At 67.6% G+C, this 25290-nt stretch carries 25 protein-coding genes; 9 read left to right on the forward strand and 16 right to left on the reverse strand.

What is annotated here, in order from left to right; genetic code table 11:
• Window positions 1–898 precede the first annotated feature (898 nt).
• The 4 genes from AC3WMR_RS00005 to AC3WMR_RS00020 form a co-directional block, all read right to left on the reverse strand.
• The gene (locus tag AC3WMR_RS00005) at window positions 899–1837 is read right to left on the reverse strand and encodes an NAD(P)H-dependent flavin oxidoreductase (RefSeq protein ID WP_492262169.1); all 939 of its coding nucleotides are present in this window, start codon (window positions 1835–1837) and stop codon (window positions 899–901) included.
• A 34-nt stretch (window positions 1838–1871) separates the two neighbouring features.
• On the reverse strand, window positions 1872–2849 hold the full coding sequence (locus AC3WMR_RS00010) for a Bug family tripartite tricarboxylate transporter substrate binding protein (RefSeq protein ID WP_492262170.1): 978 nt from the start codon (window positions 2847–2849) through the stop codon (window positions 1872–1874).
• Between the two features lie 173 nt (window positions 2850–3022).
• Window positions 3023–4195, reverse strand: coding sequence for a thiolase family protein (locus tag AC3WMR_RS00015; protein ID WP_492262171.1), 1173 nt, complete (start codon window positions 4193–4195; stop codon window positions 3023–3025).
• Window positions 4192–4593, reverse strand: a complete 402-nt coding sequence (locus AC3WMR_RS00020) for a Zn-ribbon domain-containing OB-fold protein (RefSeq protein ID WP_492262172.1) — start codon at window positions 4591–4593, stop codon at window positions 4192–4194. The genes AC3WMR_RS00015 and AC3WMR_RS00020 overlap by 4 nt, the downstream gene beginning before the upstream one ends.
• Window positions 4594–4811: 218 nt before the next feature.
• Between AC3WMR_RS00020 and AC3WMR_RS00025 the strand changes: the two genes are divergently transcribed.
• The 3 genes from AC3WMR_RS00025 to paaG are packed head-to-tail and all read left to right on the forward strand — an operon-like array spanning window position 4812 to window position 8001.
• Entirely contained in the window at window positions 4812–6002 is a 1191-nt protein-coding gene (locus tag AC3WMR_RS00025; protein ID WP_492262173.1) for an acyl-CoA dehydrogenase family protein, read from the forward strand.
• Window positions 6003–6034: 32 nt separating this feature from the next.
• Window positions 6035–7147, forward strand: coding sequence for an acyl-CoA dehydrogenase family protein (locus tag AC3WMR_RS00030; RefSeq protein ID WP_492262174.1), 1113 nt, complete (start codon window positions 6035–6037; stop codon window positions 7145–7147).
• A 26-nt stretch (window positions 7148–7173) separates the two neighbouring features.
• A complete protein-coding gene (gene paaG, locus AC3WMR_RS00035; protein ID WP_492262853.1) occupies window positions 7174–8001 on the forward strand; it encodes a 2-(1,2-epoxy-1,2-dihydrophenyl)acetyl-CoA isomerase PaaG in 828 nt (275 codons plus the stop codon).
• 51 nt (window positions 8002–8052) lie between these two features.
• On the opposite strand, the gene AC3WMR_RS00040 is transcribed toward paaG, so the two are convergent.
• Window positions 8053–8958, reverse strand: coding sequence for a LysR family transcriptional regulator (locus tag AC3WMR_RS00040; RefSeq protein ID WP_025136720.1), 906 nt, complete (start codon window positions 8956–8958; stop codon window positions 8053–8055).
• A 133-nt stretch (window positions 8959–9091) separates the two neighbouring features.
• Between AC3WMR_RS00040 and AC3WMR_RS00045 the strand changes: the two genes are divergently transcribed.
• Genes AC3WMR_RS00045 through AC3WMR_RS00060 form a run of 4 tightly spaced genes read left to right on the forward strand, consistent with a single transcriptional unit; the run spans window position 9092 to window position 12864 of the window.
• On the forward strand, window positions 9092–9922 hold the full coding sequence (locus AC3WMR_RS00045; protein WP_492262175.1) for an HTD2 family dehydratase: 831 nt from the start codon (window positions 9092–9094) through the stop codon (window positions 9920–9922).
• Complete coding sequence (locus tag AC3WMR_RS00050; RefSeq protein ID WP_492262176.1) at window positions 9919–11112, forward strand: CaiB/BaiF CoA transferase family protein; 1194 nt, start codon at window positions 9919–9921, stop codon at window positions 11110–11112. The genes AC3WMR_RS00045 and AC3WMR_RS00050 overlap by 4 nt, the downstream gene beginning before the upstream one ends.
• On the forward strand, window positions 11109–11942 hold the full coding sequence (locus AC3WMR_RS00055; RefSeq protein ID WP_492262177.1) for an HpcH/HpaI aldolase/citrate lyase family protein: 834 nt from the start codon (window positions 11109–11111) through the stop codon (window positions 11940–11942). The genes AC3WMR_RS00050 and AC3WMR_RS00055 overlap by 4 nt, the downstream gene beginning before the upstream one ends.
• A gap of 7 nt (window positions 11943–11949) precedes the next feature.
• Window positions 11950–12864, forward strand: a complete 915-nt coding sequence (locus AC3WMR_RS00060) for a sugar kinase (RefSeq protein ID WP_492262178.1) — start codon at window positions 11950–11952, stop codon at window positions 12862–12864.
• Window positions 12865–12946: 82 nt separating this feature from the next.
• Here the strand turns inward: AC3WMR_RS00060 and AC3WMR_RS00065 are convergent, their stop codons facing one another.
• Genes AC3WMR_RS00065 through hda form a run of 4 tightly spaced genes read right to left on the reverse strand, consistent with a single transcriptional unit; the run spans window position 12947 to window position 16207 of the window.
• Complete coding sequence (locus tag AC3WMR_RS00065) at window positions 12947–13429, reverse strand: 2-amino-4-hydroxy-6-hydroxymethyldihydropteridine diphosphokinase (RefSeq protein WP_492262179.1); 483 nt, start codon at window positions 13427–13429, stop codon at window positions 12947–12949.
• Between the two features lie 4 nt (window positions 13430–13433).
• On the reverse strand, window positions 13434–14810 hold the full coding sequence (gene pcnB, locus AC3WMR_RS00070; protein ID WP_025136726.1) for a polynucleotide adenylyltransferase PcnB: 1377 nt from the start codon (window positions 14808–14810) through the stop codon (window positions 13434–13436).
• A complete protein-coding gene (locus AC3WMR_RS00075) occupies window positions 14811–15509 on the reverse strand; it encodes an HAD family hydrolase (RefSeq protein WP_025136727.1) in 699 nt (232 codons plus the stop codon). It abuts the gene before it with no gap.
• Window positions 15506–16207 carry a DnaA regulatory inactivator Hda gene (hda, locus tag AC3WMR_RS00080; RefSeq protein ID WP_025136728.1) on the reverse strand — a complete coding sequence of 234 codons (702 nt, stop codon included), beginning with the start codon at window positions 16205–16207 and terminating at the stop codon, window positions 15506–15508. Before hda ends, AC3WMR_RS00075 begins: the two co-directional genes overlap by 4 nt.
• A 305-nt stretch (window positions 16208–16512) precedes the next feature.
• Here hda and purM point away from each other — a divergent pair, with 305 nt between their 5' ends.
• Window positions 16513–17562 carry a phosphoribosylformylglycinamidine cyclo-ligase gene (purM, locus tag AC3WMR_RS00085; RefSeq protein WP_175190754.1) on the forward strand — a complete coding sequence of 350 codons (1050 nt, stop codon included), beginning with the start codon at window positions 16513–16515 and terminating at the stop codon, window positions 17560–17562.
• Window positions 17563–17623: 61 nt separating this feature from the next.
• Here the strand turns inward: purM and AC3WMR_RS00090 are convergent, their stop codons facing one another.
• The 3 genes from AC3WMR_RS00090 to mutL form a co-directional block, all read right to left on the reverse strand.
• Window positions 17624–18118, reverse strand: a complete 495-nt coding sequence (locus tag AC3WMR_RS00090; RefSeq protein ID WP_492262180.1) for a hypothetical protein — start codon at window positions 18116–18118, stop codon at window positions 17624–17626.
• An 84-nt stretch (window positions 18119–18202) separates the two neighbouring features.
• Complete coding sequence (gene miaA / locus AC3WMR_RS00095; RefSeq protein ID WP_492262181.1) at window positions 18203–19162, reverse strand: tRNA (adenosine(37)-N6)-dimethylallyltransferase MiaA; 960 nt, start codon at window positions 19160–19162, stop codon at window positions 18203–18205.
• A gap of 3 nt (window positions 19163–19165) precedes the next feature.
• Entirely contained in the window at window positions 19166–21136 is a 1971-nt protein-coding gene (gene mutL, locus AC3WMR_RS00100; protein WP_492262182.1) for a DNA mismatch repair endonuclease MutL, read from the reverse strand.
• Window positions 21137–21233: 97 nt separating this feature from the next.
• On the opposite strand from mutL, the gene AC3WMR_RS00105 reads away from it, so the two are divergent.
• Window positions 21234–21872, forward strand: a complete 639-nt coding sequence (locus AC3WMR_RS00105; protein WP_492262183.1) for a VTT domain-containing protein — start codon at window positions 21234–21236, stop codon at window positions 21870–21872.
• Window positions 21873–21919: 47 nt separating this feature from the next.
• Here the strand turns inward: AC3WMR_RS00105 and AC3WMR_RS00110 are convergent, their stop codons facing one another.
• The 4 genes from AC3WMR_RS00110 to tsaE form a co-directional block, all read right to left on the reverse strand.
• Entirely contained in the window at window positions 21920–22516 is a 597-nt protein-coding gene (locus AC3WMR_RS00110) for a mobile mystery protein B (RefSeq protein ID WP_492262184.1), read from the reverse strand.
• On the reverse strand, window positions 22507–22968 hold the full coding sequence (locus tag AC3WMR_RS00115; protein ID WP_492262185.1) for a mobile mystery protein A: 462 nt from the start codon (window positions 22966–22968) through the stop codon (window positions 22507–22509). The genes AC3WMR_RS00110 and AC3WMR_RS00115 overlap by 10 nt, the downstream gene beginning before the upstream one ends.
• Before the next feature lie 420 nt (window positions 22969–23388).
• Window positions 23389–24768 (reverse strand): N-acetylmuramoyl-L-alanine amidase, encoded by a 1380-nt coding sequence (locus AC3WMR_RS00120; RefSeq protein ID WP_492262186.1) that lies wholly within the window; start codon window positions 24766–24768, stop codon window positions 23389–23391.
• The gene (gene tsaE / locus AC3WMR_RS00125; protein ID WP_492262187.1) at window positions 24696–25235 is read right to left on the reverse strand and encodes a tRNA (adenosine(37)-N6)-threonylcarbamoyltransferase complex ATPase subunit type 1 TsaE; all 540 of its coding nucleotides are present in this window, start codon (window positions 25233–25235) and stop codon (window positions 24696–24698) included. Before tsaE ends, AC3WMR_RS00120 begins: the two co-directional genes overlap by 73 nt.
• Between the last annotated feature and the right edge of the window lie 55 nt (window positions 25236–25290).

Consider the following 25290-nt stretch of genomic DNA (forward strand, 5'->3'; position numbering starts at 1 on the left):
ATTCCACCTTGCCACAGGCGGGGCCACGAAGACAGTTTCTTCGTCACGGGTGTCGTGCATGACGACTATTGGGCTTCAGATTCCCTCGGGCGCATCTAACGCCCCGCCCACCGCACACCGACACCGCCAAGCGCTCAGGATGCCGTTTAGCCACGATAGCTGGGTAGAGCGGTGTGCTTGGCATGGTAATCACGGTCAGAGTGGGGTGGGACGGTGCCCGTCTCGTGCCGGCCGCGCGGGCGGCGAGACTTACGCGTTGTCTTGCGGGCGCCGATGGCGCTATCGCGTGTGGGTGGCGATGCTGGTGGTGTTAGAGCGGCCTGTTTTGTGAGCGCCTAGTGCTGATGGACATGCGGCAGTATCTATCGGCGCGGATGCCGTGGCGTTCGACGTCAGTGTGCAGCGCCCGATGGGCGGCGCGCGAGACGGTCAGCATGCGCAAGCCAGTGCCTGATCGCGCCGCCCATCACCGCCCCTCCCCCCGACGCGGGGAGTCAAAAGAACCCCACTCTCCACCAGCGCGAAGCGCCGCCGCAACACATTCCAGCAGCGCAATGCCAAACGTGGCCGCCCGCGCGGCCGCGGCTTGGCGACCCTGCAGATTCCATTCCCTGACCACAGGTCTAACCGCGCATCAAACCCAGATGCACGTAGCCCCTGGTGGGGGTGGCTTGTGGAGTGGGCAACCTCGATGCGCCCGAGGGAATCGGAAGGGAGCCGAAGGCGTACGACGATGACGAGGGGGAAGTCCGGAGCGAAGGCTCCGGACCGCAATCGTGGGCGCTCACTCCACAAGCCACCCCCGCCAGGGGCGACCGACGAAGATCAATCGACCGCACAACCCAAACCAAATCACATAAGTAAAAAATAAAACTACATAAGAAGTAATAAAACAACATCAAGAAATACGAAGCAATGTTTTCCTTGCCTCTCGATACTCTGCCTCCAGCAATGCCACAAGATCTGCCACCGCCAAGATCTCTTGGCTTGAACCCACGCCCTGGCCCGCGCTCCAGATGTCCTTCCAGGCTTTGCGCTGAACATCATTCTGGCCTTGCAGATTTCTCCAATCCAACCCTGCCGCTTCAATACTTGGCTTCAGATAATTTGCCGGAATGCCTGAGAAATACGATGTATAGACCACGTCTGTAGCCTGTGCCGTCAGCACCATTTCCCGATAGGCTTCGTTTGCCAGGGATTCGTGGGTCGCGATGAAACGCGTGCCCATGTAGGCGAAATCGCAGCCCAGGGCCTCGGCGGCCAGGATGTCCTTGCCGTGGCTGATGCAGCCCGACAGGGCCAGCGGGCCGTCGTAGAACGCGCGGATTTCGTTGACCAGGGCGATCGGGTTCAGTTGGCCCGCGTGGCCGCCCGCGCCGGCGGCCACCAGGATCAGGCCGTCCACGCCCGCGTCCAGCGCGCGCTTGGCATGGCGGACCGTTGTGACGTCTTGGTAGACCTGGCCGCCGTAGGCGTGGGCGGCGCGCACTACGGCTTCCGGTGGGTAGAGCGATGTGATCAGCAGCGGCACCTGGCGTTCCGCGCAGATTGCCAGGTCGCCTTGCCAGCGGGCGTTGCTGGGGTGCACGATCAGGTTCACCCCGTAGGGGGCGACCTGCGTGCCTGGCGCCGCGCGGCGAGTCGCGGCCAGGCGGGTTTCGATGCGGGTGATCCACTCGTGCAGCTGTTCCTGCGGACGGGCGTTCAGCGATGGGAACGTGCCGATGATGCCGGCGCCGCATTGCGCGGCCACCAGGTCCGGGCCCGAGACCAGGAACATGGGGGCGCCGATGATCGGCAATCGGGTTTGCGTGCGCAAGGCGGGCGTTCGGCTCATAGGCAGGTTCCGGGTGCGGTTCAACAGAAAGGGGTCAGTTCGCCTGGATGTTCGCGCTCTGGATCACGTCCGCCCATAGCGCGTACTCGCGGTCGATGCGGTCTTGCAGCGCGGCGGCGTCGCCCGTGTTGATCGTGTAGCCGCCTTCCGTCATCGCGCGGCGAAACGCCGGGTCTTGCGATACGTCCGACAGTGCGCGGATCAGGCGGGCGCGGATGTTGTCCGGCAGCTTCTTCGGCGCGACCAGCGCGTACCAGCCCACCACCTCGTAGTCTTTCATGCCCGCCTCGATCATCGTCGGCACGTCCGGCAGCTCGGGGTTGCGCGTGCGTGACGTGACCGCCAGCGCGCGCGCCTTGCCGCTCTTGATGAACGGGATCGCCGTGCTGGTGATGTCGAACATGAACGTGATCTTGCCGCTCACCACATCCATCATCGCCGGTGAATTGCCGCGGTAGGGCACGTGCAGCATCGGCACGCCCGCCTGCTTTTTCAGCAGCTCGGCCGACAGATGGTTCGATGCGCCGATGCCTGCCGATCCGAACGACACCGCGTCGGGGTGGGCGCGGGCGTAGTCCACCAGTTCGGCCACGCTCTTGGCGGGCGCCTGCGGGCCGATCAGCAGCACGTTGGCGTAGTCCACGATCAGGCCGATCAGCGAGAAGTCCTTGCGCGGATCGAATAGCGTACTGCGCTGCACCAGCGGCGACATCGTCAGCGTGGGGCTGGCGGCAAAGCCCAGCAGGTAGCCGTCTGGCGGCGCCTTGGCCGTGGCGTCGGAGGCGATCATGCCGCTGGCGCCCGCGCGGTTTTCCACCACCACCGCCTGGCCCAGCTTGTCGCCCAGGTACTTGGCGAAGACGCGCGCGGTGGTGTCCACCGGGCCGCCCGGGGCGTAGCCCACCAGCAGGCGGATCGGCCGGTCGGGGTAGGCATTGTCGGCGCTGGCGGGGGCGCCGGTCGCCAGGGCCGCGGCGAAGGTCGCCGCGGCCAGCAGGGGCTTGATGTTCACGCTCATGTCTCCTTGGGGATAGGCCGGTCGCGGAGCGGAACGACATGTGCGCGCCTACGCCGGCCTTTGTTTCAGCGGCTGGGAATAAGTGGCGCCGCGAGTTTGGGAAAGACGGTGGGGAAAAATCTTGTCGCTGCGGATATCGGGGGCTGCCGGGAACATCGTGGTGCGAGCTACAGCGTGGCGGCGGTGCCGAGAATGGCGGTGGACTGGCTGGACAGCGTGCCGCCGTTGCCATGCACCAGCGCCAGGTCGGCGCCGGACACCTGGCGTGCACCGGTTTCGCCGCGCAACTGCCTGACCGCCTCGATCATGATGAAGACGCCGTACATGCCGGGATGCACGCAGCACAGGCCGCCGCCGTTGGTGTTCACCGGCAGCCGTCCGCCCGGGGCGATCGCGCCGTCGGCAATGAAGTCGCGCGCCTCGCCCTTGGCGCAAAAGCCCAGGTCTTCCAGGAACAGCAGCGTGTTGATGGTGAAGGCGTCGTACAGCTCCACCACGTCGATGTCGCGCGGCGTCACGCCGGCCATGGCATAGGCGCGGCGGCCGGACTCCGCCGCCGCCGTTACCGTCAGGTCTTCCATGGACGAGATCTGCCGGTTCCAGACGGCGGTGGCGTTGCCCAGCACGTACACCGGCGGGCGCGGCAGGTCGCGGGCGCGTTCGGCGCGCACCAGCACATAGGCGCCGGCGCCGTCCGTCACCAGGCAGCAGTCACGCACGCTCAAGGGGTCCGACACCATGCGCGCCGACAGGATCTGTTCCAGCGTGGCCGGCTCGCGCAGCTGCGCCTCGGGGTTGAGCTGGGCCCACTGGTTGGCGGCCAGCGCCACCCGGGCCAGGTCTTCGCGGCGGGTGCCGTACTGGTGCATGTGGCGCGCGGCGGCCAATGCATACGACGACAGCGGGCTGAGCGGGTCGTACGGCGTTTCGTAGGGTTGCGGATCGAACTGCTTGCGCACGCGGCCGATTTCGGCGCGGCTCAGGGCGGACGTGCGCTGGGTGCTGCCGTAGCAGACCAGCACCGCGTTGCATTGGCCCGAGGCCAGCGCGTGCAGCGCGGGCAACAGGTGGGCCACGAAACTGGAGCCGCCCAACATGGTGCTGTCGATGAAGGTCGGGCGGATGCCCAGGTGTTCGATCACCGGCATCGCCCACATGGGCGCGGCCACGCTGGCCGTGCACAGGCCGTCGATGTCCTGCATCGTCAGGCCGGCGTCGGCCACGGCGCGCTGCGCGGCCTGCACCAGGATTTCCATTTCGGTATAGCCGTTGGCCTGGCCCAGGCCGGCATGGCCCACGCCGGCCACCGCGACGGCGCCGCGCAGATCGTTCAGCGTCATGGCGCCTCCTTGTTGGGAACGAAGACCACCAGGCCGCGGCCCTCGGCGACCGCCACCTGTGCCCGCACCGCCATGCCGATGCGCACGGCGTCGGGCGCGATGCCCTCCACCCGGCTCATCAGGCGCACCCCTTCGGCCAGGTCGATCAGCGCCACGTTGTAGTCGCCGCCCGCCTCGGGCTTGCGCCGCACCACGGTGGTCGAATAGACGGTGCCGCGCCCGTCGGGCGTTTTCCAGGACAGCTGGTCGGCGCCGCAATGCGGGCAGAGCATGCGGGGATAGAACACGGCGCGGTCGCAGGCGGCGCAGTGCTGGATCAGGAAGCGGCCCTGGTCCAGCGCCTGGCGGTACTGCGCGTCGACGCCGGTGGTGGCGTCGTTCGGGGCGGTAGCGGTCATTGCGTGGGGTTTCCGGGTTGACGAGCCGCCAGTGTCGGGGCTGGTGCCGGCGCGTGCCATTCTTCATTGCTGAAGCAGGCCTTTTGCCGGCCCGTAGTGCCTGCGGTGGGGCGACGCTGGGCCGGGTCCCTACATCGCCGCAAAAGCCGCCCTTCGGCAACCGCAGATTGTCCCGGCGGGGCGGGCCATGGCTAGATACCGGTCAAAGGAGACAGACCATGAATCTGACTTGGACGCCCGAAGAGCGCCAGTTTCGTGAGACGGTGCGCGCGTTTGCCGCCGACCGATTGCCGGCGGACATCCGCGCCAAGGTGCGCCGCCATCAGCGGCTGGAGCGGGACGATTACGTGCGTTGGCACAACCTCCTGGCCGACCAGGGCTGGGGGGCGCCCAATTGGCCCGTGGAACACGGCGGCACCGGCTGGAACGCGTTGCAGCGGCTGATCTTCGAAGTGGAATGCTTCAAGGCAGGCGCACCGCGGCTGCTGCCGTTCGGCCTGTCGATGATCGGCCCGGTATTGATGAAGTACGGCAGCGCCGCGCAGCAGGCGCGCTTTCTGCCGCGCATGGCGCGGGTGCAGGATTGGTGGTGCCAGGGCTATTCCGAACCGGGCTCCGGGTCGGACCTGGCGTCGCTCAAGACCCGCGCGGTGCGCGACGGCGACGACTACGTCGTCAACGGCCAGAAGACCTGGACCACGCTGGCGCAGTACGCCGACTGGATGTTCTGCCTGGTGCGCACCGATCCCGATGCGCGGGCCCAGCGCGGCATTTCGATGTTGCTGCTGGACATGCGCGCTCCCGGCGTGACGGTGCGCCCGATCCGCACGCTCGACGGCGGCCACGACGTCAACGAGGTGTGGCTGGAAAACGTGCGGGTGCCTGTGGAAAACCGGGTGGGCGAAGAAAACCACGGCTGGACCTACGCCAAATATCTGCTGGGCCACGAACGCACCGGCATCGCCGGCCTGGGCCATTGCCATCGTGAACTCGACATCTTGAAGGGCATGGCCGCCCGAGCCACCTCGCGAGGCCGGCCACTGCTGGCCGACAGCCGCATGCGCGACCGCATTTCGCGCATCGAGGTCGACATCATGGCGCTGGAGATGCTGCTGCTGCGCGTGGCGGCCAGCAACGACGGCACGCCGGGGCCGGAGGCGTCGGTGCTGAAGATCCGCGGCTCCGAGATCCAGCAGGACCTGGCGATGCTGCAGATGGAAGTGGCCGGCCCGGACGCCTGGCCCTATGACCCGGCCTGGATGCTGGCTGACGCCGACTGGCACGGGCCCGGCCCCGAGATGGCCGCCGCCTCGGGCGCCGGCTACGCCGATATGCGCAAGACCTCGATCTACGGCGGCACCACCGAAGTGCAGAAGGGCATCATCGCCCGCCTGGTGCTGGGCCTGTAGGCCCCATCGCTCCAAGACTAGGAACACGACGCATGGACTTTCTCTATTCCGAAGAACAGCGCATGCTGGCCGACAGCCTGCGCCGCCTGGTGGACCAGGCATGGACCCGGCCGCAACGCCGTGCCCGCGAAACGGCGGGGCGGCTCGATGCCCGCGCCTGGGCCGCGCTGGCCGACGTGGGTGTGCTGGGCCTGACCATCGCGCAGGACGCGGGCGGCTTTGGCGAAGTGCCCGCCAGCCTGCTGCCCGTGCATGTGGAGCTGGGCCGCGGCCTGGTGGCCGAGCCGGTCATTCCCAGCGCGGTGATGGGCGCCGCCCTGATCGAGGCCTGCGGCGGGCAGGCGCGCCAGCGTTGGCTGCCTGGCATTGCCTCGGGCGAATGCGTGGTCAGCGTGGCCTGGCAGGAACCGGGGCGGCGTTATGAGGCCACGCCCGACGTCTGCCGTGCGGTGCGCAGCGGTGCGGGCTGGCGGCTGGATGGCGCCAAGCACCTGGTGTGGCACGGTGCGGCCGCGCAGGCCTGGTGGGTCAGCGCACGCGACGAGAGCGGCGCGACGGTGTTGCTGGCGGTGCCGGCGGACGCTGCGGGCGTGTGCGTCACCGATACGCCGACGCTGGACGGCGCGCGCTGCGCGCGGCTGGATTTCGCGGGGGTTGCCTTGCCGGCGGACGCCCTGCTGGCGCAAGGCGCGCAGGCCGACGCGGCCTTGGCCGAGGCGCTGCAATGGGGCACGGCCGCGCTGTGCGCGCACGCGGCCGGCGCCATGGAGCGTCTGTTGGAAATCACCGTGGACTACCTCAAGACGCGCCAGCAGTTCGGCCAGCCGCTGGCCTCGTTCCAGGCGTTGCAACATCGTCTGGCCGAGATGCTGGTGGCCAAGGAACTGGCACTGTCCATGGCCTATGTGGCGGTGGCGGCGCTGACCGAGCCGGACGCTGCCCAGCGCCGCCGCATGCTGGCCTCGGCCAAGCTGGAAGCTGCGCGCGCTGGCCGGCAGGTGGCGCAGATGGCGGTGCAGCTGCATGGTGGCATGGGCATGACGGACGAGCTGGAGGTGGGCGACTACTTCAAGCGCCTGACGGTGGTGGACCTGCTGCTGGGCGACAGCGCTGAGCAATTGGCCGTGCTGGAGGAATTGGCATGAAGCCCACATCATCGGAAGCCACAGACATGAGCACCGCCAATTCCGATGCCAGCGCGGCCCGCGCCGGCTACACGCAGATCCGCTTCGTGCTGGACCAGGGCGTGGGCGTCATCACGCTGGACCGTCCCGAACGGCTGAACAGTTTCACCGCCGTGATGCACGCCGAACTGGCGCGAGCGCTGGACGAGCTGGAGGCGCACGCCGGCCTGCGCGGCGTGGTCATCACCGGCGCCGGCCGCGGCTTTTGCGCCGGGCAGGACCTGGGCGAGCGCAAGCCGCCCGAAGACGGCAGCCGGCGCGACCTCAGTGCAATCCTGGCCAAGTCGTATCGCCCGCTGATCATGCGCTTGCGCGCGTTGCCGGTGCCGGTGGTGTGCGTGATGAACGGCGTGGCCGCCGGCGCGGGCGCCAGCCTGGTGCTGGCCTGCGATGTGGTGTTTGCGGTGGAATCGGCCCGCTTCATCCAGGCGTTCAGCAAGATCGGCCTGTTGCCCGATGCCGGCGGCACGTGGTTCCTGCCACGCCTGGTGGGCTCGGCGCGGGCCATGGGCGCAGCTTTGTTCGGCGAAGCCGTCAGCGCGCGACAGGCCGAAGCATGGGGCCTGATCTGGCGGGTAGTGCCGGACGAGACCCTGGCCGACACGCTGGCCGAGGTGACCGCCACGCTGGCGGCGGGGCCGACGCGGGCCTACGGCGCCACCAAGGCGGCGCTGCATGCGTCCAGCGGCAATACGCTGGCCGAGCAGTTCGACCTGGAATGCAGGCTGCAGCGCGAGCTGGGCTACACCGACGATTACCTGGAAGGCATGCAGGCGTTCGCGCAGAAACGCGCACCGGCGTTCAAGGGGCGTTGATCTCGCAGAAGGGGGCGACGTGAGCGGGGCGGGCTCAAAGCCAGCCCGGGATCAGGCCGCGGGTGCGGCCTCGCCCGGCTGCCGGATCTGCTCGATCAGCTCGCGCGCACAGCCGGGCAGGGCGTCGATGTCGCGCACCAGCAGCTTGCGTTCACGCACTACCCAGGGTTCGTCCAGCTCTACCACGCGCAGCTTCATTTCCGTGCCGTAGCGGCGCGCGGCCGAATCGGGAATGACGCCCACGCCGACGCCGGCCTGCACCATGCGGCAGATGGAATCGAAGCTGTACAGCTGGATGCGCTGGGGCAGCCGCTGGCCGATGCGCTCCAACTGATCGCGCAGAAACGCCACCAGGGTCGAGCCTTCGTGCATGGTGATGAACGGGTAGCGCACGGCGTCGGCCAGCTTGACCTTGTCCTGCGCCTGCAGCGCGTGGCCGTTGGGCACCACCAGCACCAGGCGGTCGGTGCTGAAATGAATCGTCTGCAGTTCGGGCGCGTCGACCGGGCCGGCCACGATGCCCAGGTCGGTGGTGCCGTCCAGCACGCCGCGCACGATGTCGCGCGTCAGGCGTTCCTGCAGGTCCACCGTCACGCCCGGGTGGCCCGACAGGAAGTGCGCCAGGATGTCGGGCATGAACTCGGTGACGGCGGTGGTGTTGGCGAAAATGCGGATATGGCCCGCGTCGCCGTCGGCCTGTTCCTGGAAGTCATGCTTCAGGTGATCGACCTGGCGCATGATGACCCGGGCGTGCTGCAGCAACCGCTGGCCGGCCGGGGTGATTTCCACGCCGCGGCTGTCGCGGTACAACAGGCGGGTATTGAGCTGATTTTCCAGCGCCTTGATGCGCACGCTGACCGCGGCCAGCGACAGGTGCGCCCGCTTGGCGGCCTGGGTCAGGCTGGGAGACTCGGCGATGTGGATGAACAGGCGTAGGTCGGCAAGGTCGAAGTGCATGGCGCCTATATTACGGCGGCGGGCGCGGGGCGCACGATTCATGCGCCGCAAACCCCGCCTTGAGGAAAAACGAATTCACAGCCTGCGCGGCTTGCGGGATGCTACCCGTAACCCCTATGACAAGGATATCGGCATGACATCGACAGACCCGGCCGCCTGGATCGGCAGCGGCGAACGCCAGGCGGATGCGCTGGACCCCGGCCACGCCGCCCGCATCGCCGCCACGCTGGGCGGCCCGGCGCCTGCGCAAGGCGACCCCTTGCCGCCCCTGTGGCAGTGGGCGTTCTTCATCAGCACCGTGGGCGTGGACGGCTTGGGGACGGATGGCCACCCCGCGCGCGGCGGCTTCCTGCCCCCGGCGCACGACCGCAACCGCATGTGGGCCGGCGGCCGGGTGCAATTCCTGCACCCCCTGCGCGTCGGCGTGCCGGCCGAGCGCATCTCGGCCGTGGCGGAGGTGAAGGAAAAGGCCGGCCGCAGCGGGGCGCTGCTGTTCGTCACCGTGCGCCATGAATACCGCCAGGAAGGCGAACTGGCCATCCTGGAAGAACAGGACATCGTCTACCGCCAGCCCACGCCGCCCAAGCTGGCCGGCACCGAGCCCGCGCCCCAGGCGCAATGGCGCGACCCGGTCGAGCCGTCGGCGGTGCTGCTGTTCCGCTATTCCGCCGTGACGTTCAACGGCCACCGCATCCACTACGACCATCCCTACGTCACGGGCACCGAGGGTTACCCCGGCCTGGTGGTGCACGGGCCGCTGATCGCCACCGAGATGGTCGCCGCGTTCCAGCGCGCCCATCCCAAGGCCCGGCCCACACATTTGACCTACCGTGGCCTGCGCCCGCTGATCTCGCCCGCGCCGTTCCACGTGGCCGGCCGCATCGAGCAAGCCGGCGTGGCCCAGTTGTGGGCCGAGCAGGACGGCACGCTGGCCCATCAAGCCGAACTGAGGTTCACCGAATGAGCAACCCGGCCCCCCGCCCGCTGGACGGCATTACCGTCGTCAGCCTCGAACACGCCATCGCCGCGCCGTTCTGCACCCGCCAATTGGCCGACATGGGCGCGCGCGTCATCAAGATCGAACGCCCCGGCGCCGGCGACTTCGCCCGTGGATACGACGAGCGCGTGCGCGGCCTGTCGTCGCACTTCGTCTGGACCAACCGGTCCAAGGAAAGCCTGACGCTCGACCTCAAGCGCGGCGAAGCCGGCGACATCATGGACCGCCTGCTGCAACAGGCCGACGTGCTGGTACAGAATCTGGCGCCCGGCGCCGCGGCCCGCCTGGGCCTGTCGTTCGAGGCGCTGCACGCCAGGTATCCGCGCCTGATCGTCTGCGATATCTCGGGCTACGGCGAAGGCGGCCCCTACCAGGACAAAAAGGCCTACGACCTCTTGATCCAGAGCGAAAGCGGCTTTCTGTCGGTCACCGGCACAGCCGACGATCCGGTCAAGGCCGGCTGTTCCATCGCCGACATTTCCGCGGGCATGTACGCCTATTCGGCCATTCTCAATGCGCTGCTGCTGCGCCAGAAAACCGGGCTGGGCAGCCGGCTCGACGTCTCCATGCTCGAAAGCATGGTCGAGTGGATGGGCTTTCCGATGTACTACGCGTTCGAAGGCGCGGCGCCGCCCGTGCGCGCCGGCGCGGCCCATGCGTCCATCTACCCCTACGGCCCGTTTCCCACCGGCGACGGCAACACCATCATGCTGGGCCTGCAGAACGAACGCGAATGGCGTGTGTTCTGCGCCCAGGTGCTGCGCCAGGCCGAACTGGCCGAAGACCCGCGCTTTGCCTCGAATTCGCTGCGCACCGCCAACCGCGATGCCTTGCGGGCGCTGATCGTGGCGGCCTTTGCCGACCTGTCGGTGCAGCAGGTCACCGAGCGCCTCGAAGACGCCCAGATCGCCAATGCGCGCGTCAACGACATGGCCGGCGTGTGGGCGCACCCGCAGTTGCAGGCGCGGGCCCGCTGGAGCCAGGTCGACAGCCCTGCCGGCGCGCTGCCGGCGCTGCTGCCGCCGGCCAGCAGCAACGCCTTCGCGCCACGCATGGCGGCGGTGCCCGCCGTGGGCCAAAACACGGATGCGGTGCTAGCATCTCTGGGATACGCGCCGGATCAGGTGGCGCAATTCCATGCCTCGGAGGTCGTGTGATGCATCCCGTCGTTCGTACCGCGCTGTTCGTGCCGGCCTCGCGCCCCGAGCGTATCCCCAAGGCCCTGGCCGCGGGCGCCGACGCCGTGATCGTCGATCTGGAAGACGCGGTCGAGCACCTGGCCAAGGCCTCGGCCCGCGAAGCCCTGTGCGACTTCCTGGGCACCCACCCGCAGGCACGGGTGTGGGTGCGCATCAACGATGCGTCCACCTCGTGGCACGACGACGACCTCAAAGCCTGCCGCGGCCGGCCGGCGGTGGCGGGCATCCTGCTGCCCAAGGCCGAAAGCCTGGCCCAGGTGCGCCACGTGGCGCAGACCGGGCTGCCCGTCATTCCCATCATTGAAACCGCGCGCGGCGTGCTCAACGCCGCCGAGGTGGCCGGCACCCCCGGGGTGGCCCGGCTGGCCTTTGGCAGCCTCGATTACGGCCTGGACCTGGGCCTGGCGCCCGATACCGACGGCGCGCAGGTCGTGCTGGACCAGGCCCGGGTGCAGGTGCTGCTGCAGACGCGTGCGGCCGGGCTGGCGCCCGCGCTGGACGGCGTGTTCGCGGGGGTCGAAGATCACGCCGGGCTGTCGCGCGCCGCCGCGCGCGCGCAGCAGATGGGCTTTGGCGGCATGCTGTGCATCCATCCCGCGCAGGTCCCCGTCATCCACGCGGCGTTCGCGCCCGACCCGGCCGAACTGGCCTGGGCCCGCCGCGTCGTCGACGCCCACCGCGACAAGTCCACGGGCACCTTCATGCTGGACGGCAAGATGGTGGATGCGCCTGTCATTACCCGCGCGCGCCGCGTGCTGGCGCAGGCCGGGGAAGCCGTCGGTGGTTGATGAACCCATGAGCGAAGCGCTGTTCATCGGGCATACCTACATCGACGTCACCGTGCTGGCCGACGAGTGGCCCACCGGCGACGACAAGAGCGTGGCGCGCGATTACGCCGTGTCGTTCGGCGGCAATGCCGTCACCGCGGCGTTCGCCTGCGGCAAGCTGGGTACCCAGCCCGACCTGGTGTGCTCGCTGGCGCCCGACTGGCTGGGCCACATGTACACCGACATGGCCGCCGCGCATGGCGTGACGCTGCACGGCCGGCAGGTGCGCCGCTCGTCGCTGTCGTTCATCATGCCCAACCACGGCAAGCGCGCCATCGTGCGGGCGCGCGATACCGACTACCTGAACGATTTTCCGCGCCTGGACGTGTCCGGCTACCGCGCGCTGCACCTGGACGGCCATCAGCCCGACGCCGCGCTGCACTACGCGCGCGCCTGCCGCCAGGCCGGCATCCTGACGTCGCTGGACGGCGGCGGGGTGCGCGAGAACACGGATGAGTTGCTGCGCCATATCGACGTGGCCGTATGCGCCGAGCGCATGTGCGAACAACTGGGCCTGTCGCCGCAAGGCCTGTTGGACCTGCTGCGCCAGCGCGGCTGCCGCATCGGCGCGGTGACGATGGGCGAGCGCGGCATGCTCTGGTACGACGAAAGCGGCACCGTCGACACGCTGCCGTCTCTGGACGTGCCTGCCGCACGCATCGTCGATACCTCGGGCGCGGGCGACGTGTTCCACGGCGCCTATGTGTGGTCGTACTTGAACCGGCCCGAACTGCCCTGGAAAGAACACTTCACCTTCGCGCGCGCCGCGTCGGCGCACAAGATCCAGCACCTGGGCAACGAGGCGGGCCTGCCCACGGTGAGTGATGTCGAACGCGCCATGCTGGCGTTCACGCCCAAGGCCTGGCAGCCCGCGTCCGGTTAACGGAAAGCCGGGTAGGGTGCGGGGCAGCGATCAGGGGAAAGCGTGGCCGGAACCGGGCGCGCCACGTTCAGGCCATACGTTCTCAGGCAATGCGATCGATCGGCTGGTCGGTGATGTCGTCCAGCCAGGCATCCAGGCTGCGGCCGGCCAGCGTCAGCGTGGGCGCCAGGTCGCGCAGCGGTCGCAGCACGAAGGCGCGCCATTGCATGCGGGGGTGGGGCAGCACCAGGCGTTCGTGTGCCAGGGTCGTGTCGCCATGCAGCAGCAGATCCAGGTCCAGCGTGCGGGGGGCGTTCTTGTAGGGACGTTCGCGGCCGTGGCGCTGTTCCAGCGTTTGCAGCAGGTCCAGCAGGGCCAGCGGCGCCAGGGTGGTGTCCAGCGCCGCGACGGCGTTGACGAAATCCGGCCCGGTGGCGTCCACCGGGGCGCTGCGGTAGAACGGCGACGCGGTTACCGCGTCGATGCCGTCCGCGCCGGCCAGTTCGGCCAGCACGGTGCGCAAGGTGGCCGCGCTGTCGCCCAGGTTGGCGCCCAGCCCGATGTAGGCGCGCACGGGGGCGGCCATGGCCTTATTCGGCGGACCCGGCGCCGCCGCTGGCGGCCCGCGAGCTGGGACGGCGGCGCGGGCGGCGCTTGCGCGCCGACGGCGCGGGCGCCTCGGCCGGATCGCGCGGCTGGCGGCCCAGGTCTTCGATCATGTCGGCACGGGTGGCGTCATCGGCGTTGGCCAGGTCCATCCACCACTGCGCCAGCACGCTGTCGAACTCGCCGGCCGCGGCGCGCAGCTGCAGAAAGTCGCAGGCGGCGCGAAAGCGCGGCTGTTCGATCATGCGGAAAATGGTCTTGCCCATGCGGCGCTCGAAACGCGGCTGCATGAACCAGATTTCGCGCATGTCCGACGAGAAACGGCGCTGGATGGCGAGCTTTTCGGTCTGTTCGTCGAGCACCGAGTCGGCTGCCTGCGACAGCGCGGGAATGGTGTGCTCGCCCTGGGCGCGCAGCTGCTTCCAGCGCACGTCCACCTGTTGCCACAGCAACGCGGCGAACAGGAAGCTGGGGCTGATGGTCTTGCCGGCGCGCACGCGGGCATCGGTGCGTTCCAGGGCCAGTTCGACGAAGTTCTCGCCGCCCGGCTGTTCCAGCACCACGTCCAGCAGCGGCAACAGGCCGTTGTGCAGGCCGTCGGCGCGCAACTGGCGCAGGCAGTCCATGGCATGGCCGCAGGTCAGCAGCTTGAGCATTTCGTCGAACAGGCGCGAGGCCGGCACGTTTTCGATCAGGTTGGCCATCGTGCGGATGGGCTGGCGCGTGGCCGGATCGATGGTGCCGTTGAGCTTGGCCGCGAAACGCACCGCGCGCAGCATGCGCACGGGGTCTTCGCGGTAGCGCTTGGCGGGGTCGCCGATGATGCGGACCTGGCGCTTCTTCAGGTCGGCTACGCCGTTGTGGAAGTCGATGACTTCCTCGTTGTGCGGGTCGTAATACAGCGCGTTCATGGTGAAGTCGCGGCGGGCCGCGTCTTCTTCGTGCGAACCGAACACGTTGTCGCGCAGGATGCGGCCGTGTTCGTCGGTTTCCTGGTCTTCCGAGGCCGGGGCCCGGAAAGTCGAGGTTTCGATGATTTCCTGGCCGAACACCACGTGCACCAGCTGGAAGCGGCGGCCGATGATGCGGGCGCGGCGAAACAGCGGGCGGATCTGCTCGGGCGTGGCGTTGGTGGCCACGTCGAAGTCCTTGGGTTCCAGGCCGACGATCAGGTCGCGCACTGCGCCGCCGACGATATAGGCCTCATAGCCATGCTGGCGCAATACTTCGCACACCTTGATGGCGTGGCGCGACACGTTGCGCCGGTCGATGCCGTGCTTGTCGCGTCCGATGCGCAAAGGCCCCCGGGCTGCCGGCGCGAATAGTCGGCCGACGAATTTTTTTATGGTTTCGGTGATCATTTAGGACTTGGCATCTATGACGTGGTCGAACAGGTCGATCACTTGCCAGCCGCGTTCCTGGGCGATCTTGCGCAGGGTCGGGCTGGGGTTGGCGGCGATCGGACGGGTCACCTTTTCGAGCAGCGGGACATCATTGACCGAATCGCTATAGAAAAACGATTCGGAAAAATCTGCAAGTCCTAATCCCATGGCGCCCAGCCAATCGTTCACGCGCACCACCTTGCCTTCCTTGAAACTGGGCGTGCCCAGGATGCGGCCGGTGTAGCGGCCGCGCTGGACTTCGGCGTCGGTGGCGACCAGGTGGGGCACGCCGAAGGCGCGGGCGATGGGGGCGGTGACAAAGCTGTTGGTGGCCGTGACCACCGCGCACAGGTCGCCGGCTTCCAGGTGCGATTCGACCAGCTCGCGCGCGGCGGGCGTGATCGACGGCCGGATGACCTCGGCCATGAATTCCTCGTGCCAGGCGGCCAGTTCGAACGGCGCGTGCGCGGCCAAGAGGCCCAGCATGAATTCGGCGGCCTGCTCGGCGGTAAGTTCGCCGCGGTTGTAGCGGTCCATCAGGTCGTCGTTGCGGCGACGGGCCTGGTCGGGGTCGCCCGCGCGGCCGGTGCGCGCCAGATAGTCGGCCCATTGGTAGTCGCTGTCCAGCGGCAACAGGGTGTGATCCAGGTCGAACAGGGCAAGACGTCGGGAGGTCATGGGCGTTGTGAATCAGGGTCTGCGAGCATGGCGCGCAACAGGGGCAGGGTGATGGGACGGCCAGTGGCCAGGGAATAGCGGTCCAGCGCGTCCAGCAAGGCGGCCAGCTTGCGGATGTCGCGCTCGTGGTGCGTGAGCATCCAATTGATGATTTCGGGCGCCAAGTGCAGGCCGCGTTCGGCGGCCTGGGCGGCCAATGCGGCCAGCTTGTCGGCGTCGGAAAGGGGATCCAGGCGGAACACCAGGTCCCAGCCCAGCCGGGTGCGCAGGTCTTCGCGCAGCGGCATCGACAGCGGTGCGCGGTCGCCGGCCACGGCCAGCGCAAAGGCGCGGCCGGTGGCGGCGGATTCGCGCCAGCGGTTGTACAGGGCAAACAGGCCCGCCTGGCGGTGTTCGTCCATGCGGTGCACGTCGTCCACGGCCACGAACTTGGGCATGGGCGACTTGGAATCGGCTTCGGCCAGCACCCGCAGGATATTGGCGCTGTTGGCGGCTTCGATGTAGACGGCGTCCGCGCGCGCGGTCAGGGCGCGCAGCAGATGGCTGCGGCCGCAGCCGGCGGAACCCCAGATATACAGCGCGCGGCCCGGGGCGAGCGTGCGCACGGCCGCCAGCGCCTCTCCGTTGGGACCGGCGATGTAATTGTTCAGCGATGGCGCTGGCGCGGGAAGAACGTCAAGCAGCAGCTGGCGGTTCATGAGAGGTTATCGATCAGGCGGGTGACGCGGGGCGTTGGCTCTTGCCCAAGGCCGAAGGCGGCATTGCCCGCCAGAAACTGGCAAAATCGCTATCGGCCAACCCTACACTTTAAACCACCCGGGGGGGCGGTGTCGCGTCCAAGGCCTTTGCCTGGCTTGGGTTTGCGCGAAAATGCCGACCCGCCGGCCCGCCCGCCCCGGGCGGCTTTCGGCGCCCGTCAGCCTGGACCGGGCCGCAACATCGTAAAATGCAGGGCGTTCCACCCAAATTCCCAGCAATTGTTACATACCCCACGGCATTTCTCATGACGAATCAACCCAAAGCTCCCTTGACCTACCGCGATGCCGGTGTCGACATCGACGCGGGCGACGCCCTGGTCGACCGTATCAAACCGCTCGCGGCGCGCACCATGCGCCCCGGGGTGCTGGCCGGTATCGGCGGCTTTGGCGGCCTGTTCGAAGTGCCCAAGCACTACAAAGAGCCGGTGCTGGTGTCGGGCACCGACGGCGTGGGCACCAAGCTGCGCCTGGCGTTCGACTGGAACCGCCACGACACGGTCGGCATCGACCTGGTGGCCATGAGCGTCAACGACATCCTGGTGCAGGGCGCCGAGCCTCTGTTCTTCCTGGACTACTTCGGTTGCGGCAAGCTTTCGGTGGACACGGCGGCGTCGGTGGTGGGCGGCATCGCCAAGGGCTGCGAGCTGTCGGGTTGCGCCCTGATCGGCGGCGAAACCGCTGAAATGCCGGGCATGTACCCGGACGGCGAATACGACCTGGCCGGGTTCGCGGTGGGGGCGGTCGAAAAGTCGGCCATCATCGACGGCAAGTCGATCAAGACCGGCGACGTGGTGCTGGGCCTGGCGTCCAGCGGCGCGCATTCCAACGGCTATTCGCTCTTGCGCAAGATCCTGGAACGCGCCGGCGCCAAGCCCGACGACGACTTCCACGGCCAGAAGCTGGTCGACGTGGTCATGGCCCCGACCCGCATCTACGTCAAGCAGGTGCTGGCCGCGCTGGCCAAGCACGGCACCGCCATCAAGGGCCTGGCCCACATCACCGGCGGCGGCCTGCTGGACAACGTGCCGCGCATCCTGCAGCCCGGCCTGGCGGCCAAGCTGCAGCGCGACAGCTGGGAAATGCCCAAGCTGTTCCAGTGGCTGCAAGCCCAGGGCGGCGTCGAAGATACCGAGATGTACCGCGTCTTCAACTGCGGCATCGGCATGGTGCTGGTGGTGGACCCGGCCCAGGCCGACGCCATTGCCGCGACGCTGCGCGAGCAGGGCGAAACGGTCAGCAAGCTGGGCGAGATCGTCGAGCAGACCGACGGCATGCCCCAGACCGTGGTGGTCTGAGCCGGCAGGCTCGCGTAAAAAAACCGCCCTGGTGGCGGTTTTTTTTATTTGCGCCGGATCATCAAAAGAATTTGACCCGGCCCGCGTCCTCGCGGAATTCCTCGCCCGTATCCAGGTCCGTGCGCCAGATCGTGTCGTGCACGGACAGAAAGCCGCGCAGGGAGGGGTTGGCGGCTCGTGCCTCCCGCCAGGCCGCCTGGAACCACGCGACATAGGTGTCCGTCATGGCCTCGCGCACGTCGTCGCCAAAATCATCGTCTTCGTTGTCCATGGCCTCGTCCAGCGCGGCGTCGACGGCCGGCGGAATCAGCGGGGCCGGCAAGGCCAGCGGCAGGCCGCGTCCGCAGTAGCCGGAACGCGTATTCAACGGAATGGCGACGGGGGCGAACGACTCCCAGTCGTACTCGAAGTGGATGGCGTCCACGGTGTCCTTGGAAGCGCCCGGGTCCAGTGAGAACGGCCGTTCCTGAAGCAGCCGTTGGATCGAGCCGATCAGGGCCTTGTCCTGCTTGCGCAGCGCGGCCGCAAAGGATTTGTTCGCTTCGTTGACATCCATGAACCCGATCCCCTGTGTCTTGCCGCCGCCGTGGATGGCCGGCTGCGGCGAATGGTCAGGCCCGAAGGCCGGAATCCCCGTGCATCAAGGCGCGTCGGCCAGCGCCACGGCCACCGCGTCGATGGTCTGCGCCACCGCGTCGGCCGCCAGGCAGTCGACGATGATGCGTTCAGGCTGGGCCCGCAGCCAGGTGATCTGGCGCTTGGCCAGTTGGCGGGTCGCGGCGATGCCCTGTTCGCGGGCCTCGTCCAGGCTGATCGCGCCATCCAGGTGGGCCCACATCTGGCGGTAGCCCACGCAGCGCACCGACGGCAGGCCCGGGTGCAGGTCGGCGCGCGCATGCAGGCCGCGCACCTCGTCCAAGAGGCCGTTGTCCAGCATGGCGTCAAAGCGCTGTTCGATGCGCGCGTGCAGCGCGGCGCGGTCGGAGGGTTCCAGGCTGAGGGTCAGGTAGCGGTCGGCGTCATCGTCGGGCGGACGCAGGCCGCGGCTGAGCAGGGCGGACATGGGTTGGCCCGACAGCTGGCAGATTTCCAGCGCGCGCTGGATGCGCTGGCTGTCGTTGGGCGCCAGGCGCGCCGCCGTGACGGGGTCCAGCACGGCCAGTTCGGCATGCAGCGCCGGCCAGCCCAGGCGGGCGGCGCGCGCTTCGAGTTCGGCGCGCAGCACGGGGTCGGCCTGCGGCAGGTCGTCCAGGCCGTCGCGCAGCGCCTTGTAGTACATCATCGTGCCGCCCGCCAGAAGCGGAATGCGGCCGCGCGCGCGGATCTCGTCGATCAGGCGACGCGCATCGGCGCGGAATTCGGCGGCGGAATACGACTGCGCCGGGTCGCGGATGTCCAGCAGGTGCTGCGGCGCCCGCGCCTGTTCGGCCGGCGACGGCTTGGCGGTGCCGATGTCCATGCCGCGGTAGATCGTGGCGGAATCGACGTTGATGATTTCCAGCGGCCAGCGTTCGGCCAGCGCCAGGGTGGATGCGCTTTTGCCGGCCGCGGTGGGGCCGGCCAGGCAGATGACGACGGGGGCGGGGGACGGCACGGGCAAGATCTATTGGCCGCGCAGGAACAGCTTGTCCAGGTCCGACACGGACCACTGCACCCAGGTCGGGCGGCCGTGGTTGCACTGGTCGGCGCGCTCGGTCGCTTCCATCTGGCGCAGCAGGCCGTTCATTTCTTCCAGGGTCAGCTTGCGGTTGGCGCGCACCGAACCATGGCAGGCCATGGTCGACAGCAGCGCGTTGCGCTGTTCGGTCAACAGGCGCGACACGCCCACGCCGGCCAGGTCGCGCAGCACGGCGCGGGCCAGCGTCTCGATGTCGCCGCGCGCCAGGATGGCGGGCACCGATCGCACGGCGATCGACGTGGGCCCCGACGGCCGCATCTGGAAGCCCAGGTCTTCGAGCTGTTCCTCGAATTCCTCGACCACTGCCACGTCCTTTTCCTGGGCGTGGAACACCACCGGCACCAGCAGGTCCTGGCGCGGCAGGCTGCGAGCGTCCAGCGCCTGCTTGAGCTGCTCGTAGACCACCCGCTCGTGCGCGGCGTGCATGTCCACCAGCACCATGCCGCGGCGGTTCTGCGCCAGGATGTAGATGCCGTGCAACTGGCCCACCGCCATGCCCAGCGGATGCTCTTCATCGGCGGGCAGGGAGGCGACGGCCGAGGTTTGCGGGGCAACCGGCGTGGCCGCATCGCGCAGCGGTTCGGTGCGCGGGGCCGTGTCGTCGTTCAGCGGGCGATACAGCGCTTGCCAGTCGGCCACGGGGATGCCGGCGGGTTCCGCATGCAGGCGAAACGGCACCTGCGTGTGTGGACGCGGCGCGGTGGGCGAGGGCCGCAGGCCGTACGGGGCGGCACTGCCGGCGCCGGTGTAGCCGGGGCGGGGCGAGGCTTCGCCGGCCGCGTGCCGGGCGCCCGGCGCGCTTGCCCCGCCGTCTGCGGGCACGGCTGCCTCCGCAGATGTGCCCGACGGCGCCACGGTCTCGAATTCCTCATCGCGCGCGGCGCCGGCCGGGGCCACTGCCGACGAGCCCCCCGTCTGCGCCAGCGTCTGGCTGACCGCGTGCGTCACGAACCGGTGCACCGCGCCGCTGTCGCGAAAGCGCACTTCGTGCTTGGCCGGGTGCACGTTCACGTCCACGGCGGCGGGGTCGATGTCCAGGAACAGCACGTAGGCCGGCTGGCGGTCGCCGTGCAGTACGTCCGCGTAGGCGGCGCGCAGGGCGTGGCTGACCGTGCGGTCGCGCACGTAGCGGCCGTTCACGTACAGGTATTGGCGGTCGGCGCGGGCGCGGGCGGCTGTGGGGCGGGTGATCATGCCGGCCAGGCTGACCGTGCCCACGCTGTGCGACAGCAGCAGGCCGTGTTCGGCGAATTCCGCGCCCAGCACGTCACGGATGCGCTGCGGCGGTTCGGCGGGCAGCCACTGGCGCTGCGCGCGGTCGTGGTGGAACAGGCGGAAGGCGATCTGCGGATGCGCCATGGCGATACGCTCCATGGCGTCGACGCAATGGCCGAATTCCGTGGCCTCCGAGCGCAGGAACTTGCGCCGCGCCGGCACGGCGTCGAACAACTGGCGCACGTCCACGGTGGTGCCCGGCGGGCCCGAGGCGGGACCGACCTGCATGCTGCCGGCATCGATCTGCCAGGCGTGCTCGCCGTCGCGGGTGCGCGAAATGATGGACACCTGGGCCACCGACGCGATCGAGGCCAGCGCTTCGCCGCGGAACCCCATGGACGCGACGGATTCCAGCTCGTTCAGGTTGCGGATCTTGCTGGTGGCGTGGCGCGCCAGGGCCAGCGGCAGCTCTTCGGGCGGAATGCCGCCGCCGTCGTCGGTGACGGCGATACGGCGGATGCCGCCGCCTTCCAGGCGGACTTCGATCGCGCGTCCGCCCGCGTCGATGGCGTTCTCAAGGATTTCCTTGAGTACCGATGCGGGTCTCTCGATCACTTCACCCGCGGCGATCTGGCTGATCAGCAGGTCGGGAAGCGCAAGAATGGAGCGGCGTTCTGTCATGGGGTGTCCCGGTGTAGCTATAAGGATGATTTTAGCCTCTTGACTCGGTGGGCTATATTCCCTGGCTGATCCCCCATCCGCTTCCAGGGCCGCATTGATGCTTGAATTTTTCCAAATGGTGCTCCACATCGACCAGACGCTGGGCGTCTGGGTCCAGCAATACGGCGTGTGGGTCTATCTGGTGCTGTTCCTGATCGTGTTCGCCGAGACCGGGCTGGTGGTGCTGCCTTTCCTGCCGGGCGATTCGCTGCTGTTCATTGCCGGCGCCTTCGGCGCCACGGGCAGCCTGGATCCGGTCCTGCTGTCGGCGCTGCTGATCGTGGCGGCTGTAACGGGCAATACGCTGAACTACGCCATCGGCCGCTACATCGGGCCGCGCGTGTTTTCGATGAACCTGCGCTTCCTGGACCGTGGCGCGCTGATGCGCACCCACGCCTTCTACGAAAAGCATGGCGGCAAGACCATCGTCATGTCGCGCTTCATTCCGGTGGTGCGCACGTTCGCGCCGTTCGTGGCGGGCGTGGCCGACATGCCGCTGTCGCGCTTCCAGCTGTTCAACATCCTGGGCGCGCTGCTGTGGGTCATCAGCCTGGTGGCCGCGGGCTACTTCTTCGGCAACATCCCGCTGGTCAAGGAACACCTGAACACCATCGTGCTGCTGGGCCTGGCCGCGGCCATCGTGCCGGTGGTGGGCGCGGCGCTGTTCAAGCTGCTGCGCGCGCGCCGGCAGCAGTAGGGCGGCCCGGCACAGAGGGCTTGACGTCCTGCTTGGCCGTGTGACGGCTAAGCAGTACTTCGTACGAAGACGAAGAGCAAGCGGTAATCACCTTTGTCCGCAGCACGCAAGGCGGTCAAGTAATCAGAACGGGCGTTATCTGCTTTAACCAATGTCCCGCCGCCACCCCACGAAAAAGGCTCCTGTTTCATGCTGCGCAAGAGCGCATCAGCCATCATTCGTGAATGTCGACCATTGCCGTTTGGAAAAGGATGGATCCACACCAGCTCGCGGTGAAATCGCGCGGCCATTTCATCGGGCGGGAATATGCCGTTGTCGACCCACCATCGCGTGTTATCGAACAGGTTTCTCAGCTTGACGCTGATCTGCGTCCAGTCACATCCGATGTTTTTGTCGGACTTGCGGAACGTGCCTGCCCATGACCAGGTCTGGTCGAACATTTTCTTGTGAAGGTTGCGACAGAACGCTTCGCTGAGGACATCGACCTTGCGTTGGCGGCTAACCCATTGCACGGCTTGCAGGATGTTCAGCTGTTCCCAGTCATTCAGTTCGCCCTGGGTGGTCAGGTGTGTCGGTATGAGCCCTGCAAGCTCGTCTGGGTCGAGCGGTGTCTGTCCTTCCTGTTCGTCAAAATCTATCGCCATAGGTCGGACCAGCGGCCCCGGAGTAGCTCAGCCGTTCTCTGCTCAACCTGTTTGCGGAGTCGGTCGGTTGCCGGACGTTGGTCTTCCAGATTCATGGTGTGTGCAACTGCGCTCACTTCCTGCAGGGCAATTGAGCGCGCCCGGTCTTCGACCACCTGAGTCAGTGGCTTTCTGGGCACCAGGGCATAGACCAGCTCGCAGTCCAGCCCGTCAGCCAACTTGCGCAGTTGTCCGAGCGTGATTCGCTCCTCAGCTTCTGCCAACTCCGATTTGTGCAGGGTCGAACCGGTAATGTTCAACCTCTCGGCTTGCTGTCGCTCGGTGCGCCCTAGCGACTCTCGGATGGCCTTCAGCCATCCACGCGGCGGAGGGCGACGGTTGGTCAAATCCGTGTACGCGGCGGCCGACGCCTGGACCTGCTCAAGCCGGAGCTGTCTTAATTTAGAATCCATTTTGCTGGCCTATAGGCTATCAAATATGCAGAAAATGATAGCCTGTAGTGAAGTTTCCATCAATATTTTGCTTCACTAATAAGAAGCAAGAAATATTAATTTGCGTCAATATAGTGACGCAATACATAATTATTTGCTTCATCAAATAGAAGCAAATTTCCATGAATTACCGCGCTGAAAGCGCGCTGGTGAGAGGTGCTTTGCGCCGAGCGGCGGTCGTCCCGGTACTTCGGAGGCGAGCTCCTGGATCGGGTCTCCAAGCGCTTTTTCCCGTGCTCCTACCGGCCAGGCTCGGACTCAACGTCGAGAAATTCTACGTGGACCACTTCCTGCGGGAAGTGTTTCCCGGCAAGAAGAAGGCCCGCAATCCCCTACGGGATGCGGGCCTCGGCGTTTATTAGCTTGATAGTCCGTATTGTGTCAGCTGACGTCGCCCAGCCGCGCCAGCGGCGGGTTGGCCGTGAAGTAGCGCTGGATGCCCGTCATCATGGCCTGCGCCAGCTTTTCCTGGTGCGCCTGGGTCTTGAGCAGCGCTTCTTCCTGCGGGTTGCTGATGAAGGCGGTTTCGACCAGCACCGAGGGGATGTCCGGCGCCTTCAGCACGGCAAAGCCGGCCTGTTCCACGCTGTTCTTGTGCAGCCGGTTGATCTTCTTGATCTCGTCCAGGAAGGCGTTGCCGACCTTGAGCGAATCGTTGATCTGCGCGGTGGTGGACAGGTCCAGCAGCACCTTGGCCACCTGGCGGTCGTGGCTGCCCAGGTTGACGCCGCCGATCAGGTCGGCCGCGTTTTCCTTGTCGGCCATCCAGCGTGCCTGGGTGCTGGAAGCACCGCGCTGGGACAGCGCGAACACCGACGAACCATTGGCTGAAGGCTTGATCCAGGCATCGGCGTGGATCGACACGAACAGGTCGGCATGGACGCGGCGGGCCTTTTGCACCCGCACATGCAGCGGGACGAAGAAATCGTCGTCGCGCGTCAGGTAGGCGCGCATATAGGGCTGGCTGTCGATCAGCTGCTTGAGCCGCCGGGCAATGCGCAGCACCACGTCTTTTTCGCGCAGGCCGCTGCTGCCGATGGCGCCGGGATCTTCGCCGCCATGGCCCGGATCCAGCGCAATGGTCAGCATGCGCTGCTTGCCGCGGCCCGCGGTGGCCGGTGGCGCCTTGGGCACCGCCAGGGGCGGGGCCGGCTGCTGGCCGCGCACGCGCGGCGGTTCGGGCGGGTCGGCGCGGGTGGCCGGGTTGCGCTGGATGTCTTCCAGGATGCGGGCCAGCGGATCGTCCGCGTCGGGGCCGCTCTTGTTCAGGATGGCCACCAGCGGATCCTGGGCGACCTTGGGATACAGGTCCAGCACCAGGCGGTACTGGTAGTCCGCCACCGGTTTCAGCGTGAACACCTGCGGCGCCACGGCCTGCTTCAGGTCGAACACCAGCCGCACCACGTTCGGGCGGTTCTGCGCCACGCGCAGGCTCTGGATGTAGGGATCGTCGGGCCGGACCTTGGACACCAGGTCATTCAGCGCGGCGCTCAGGGTCAGACCCTCGATATCGACCACCAGGCGGTGGGGGTTTTCCAGGGTGAATTGTTCGGCCTTGAGCTCGCTGTCGAGTTCGAGCGTGACCCGGGTGTATTCATCGGCCGGCCAGGTACGTACCGCCAGGATCGTGGCGGCCTGGGCCAGCCGCGGCACCACCGGCAGCACGAGCAGGGTGGCGGCGACGCTGATCAGGCGGCGTCGGGTGGCGCCTGCTGCGGGGAGGGCGCCGTGACGGGCGGGGGGACAATCGCGTTCAACCATGTTTGTCCTCGAGCGGTGTACGCGGTCAGGGTGGCGTCGCGTCCCGGGCCGGCGTAGGCCAGGGAAATCTGCAGGTCGGGCGGGGGCAAAAGACCCTCGGCCCGCTCCGGCCATTCGATCAAAACGACCGCATCTTCACGCAGTAAATCCCGGAATCCTGCGTCCAACCATTCGCGCGAATCACTAAATCTATAAAAATCAAGATGATAGAAGTATAAGTTAGAAACTTTATAGGATTCAAGCAGCGCGTAGCTTGGACTCTTGATTCGGCCTGTGATGCCGCATTCGCGCAACAATGCCCTGGTGAAGGCCGTCTTTCCTGCCCCCAGGTCCCCCCGAAGATGGATACATGCGCCTGCCAGGCCGGTTTGCTTGCCGGAAACAAGCGGCGCCAGCTGCCGCGCGAGGGCGTCGGTAGCGGCTTCGTCGGGCAGGTGCAGGGTCAGGCTGCTGAGGGGAGCGGACATGGCGCGGGGCAGTGGGCGAGTGGTAAAAGATCAGGATGGAAACGCGGATTGAACG

The organism is Achromobacter sp. FW305-C-28 (genome assembly GCF_058783235.1).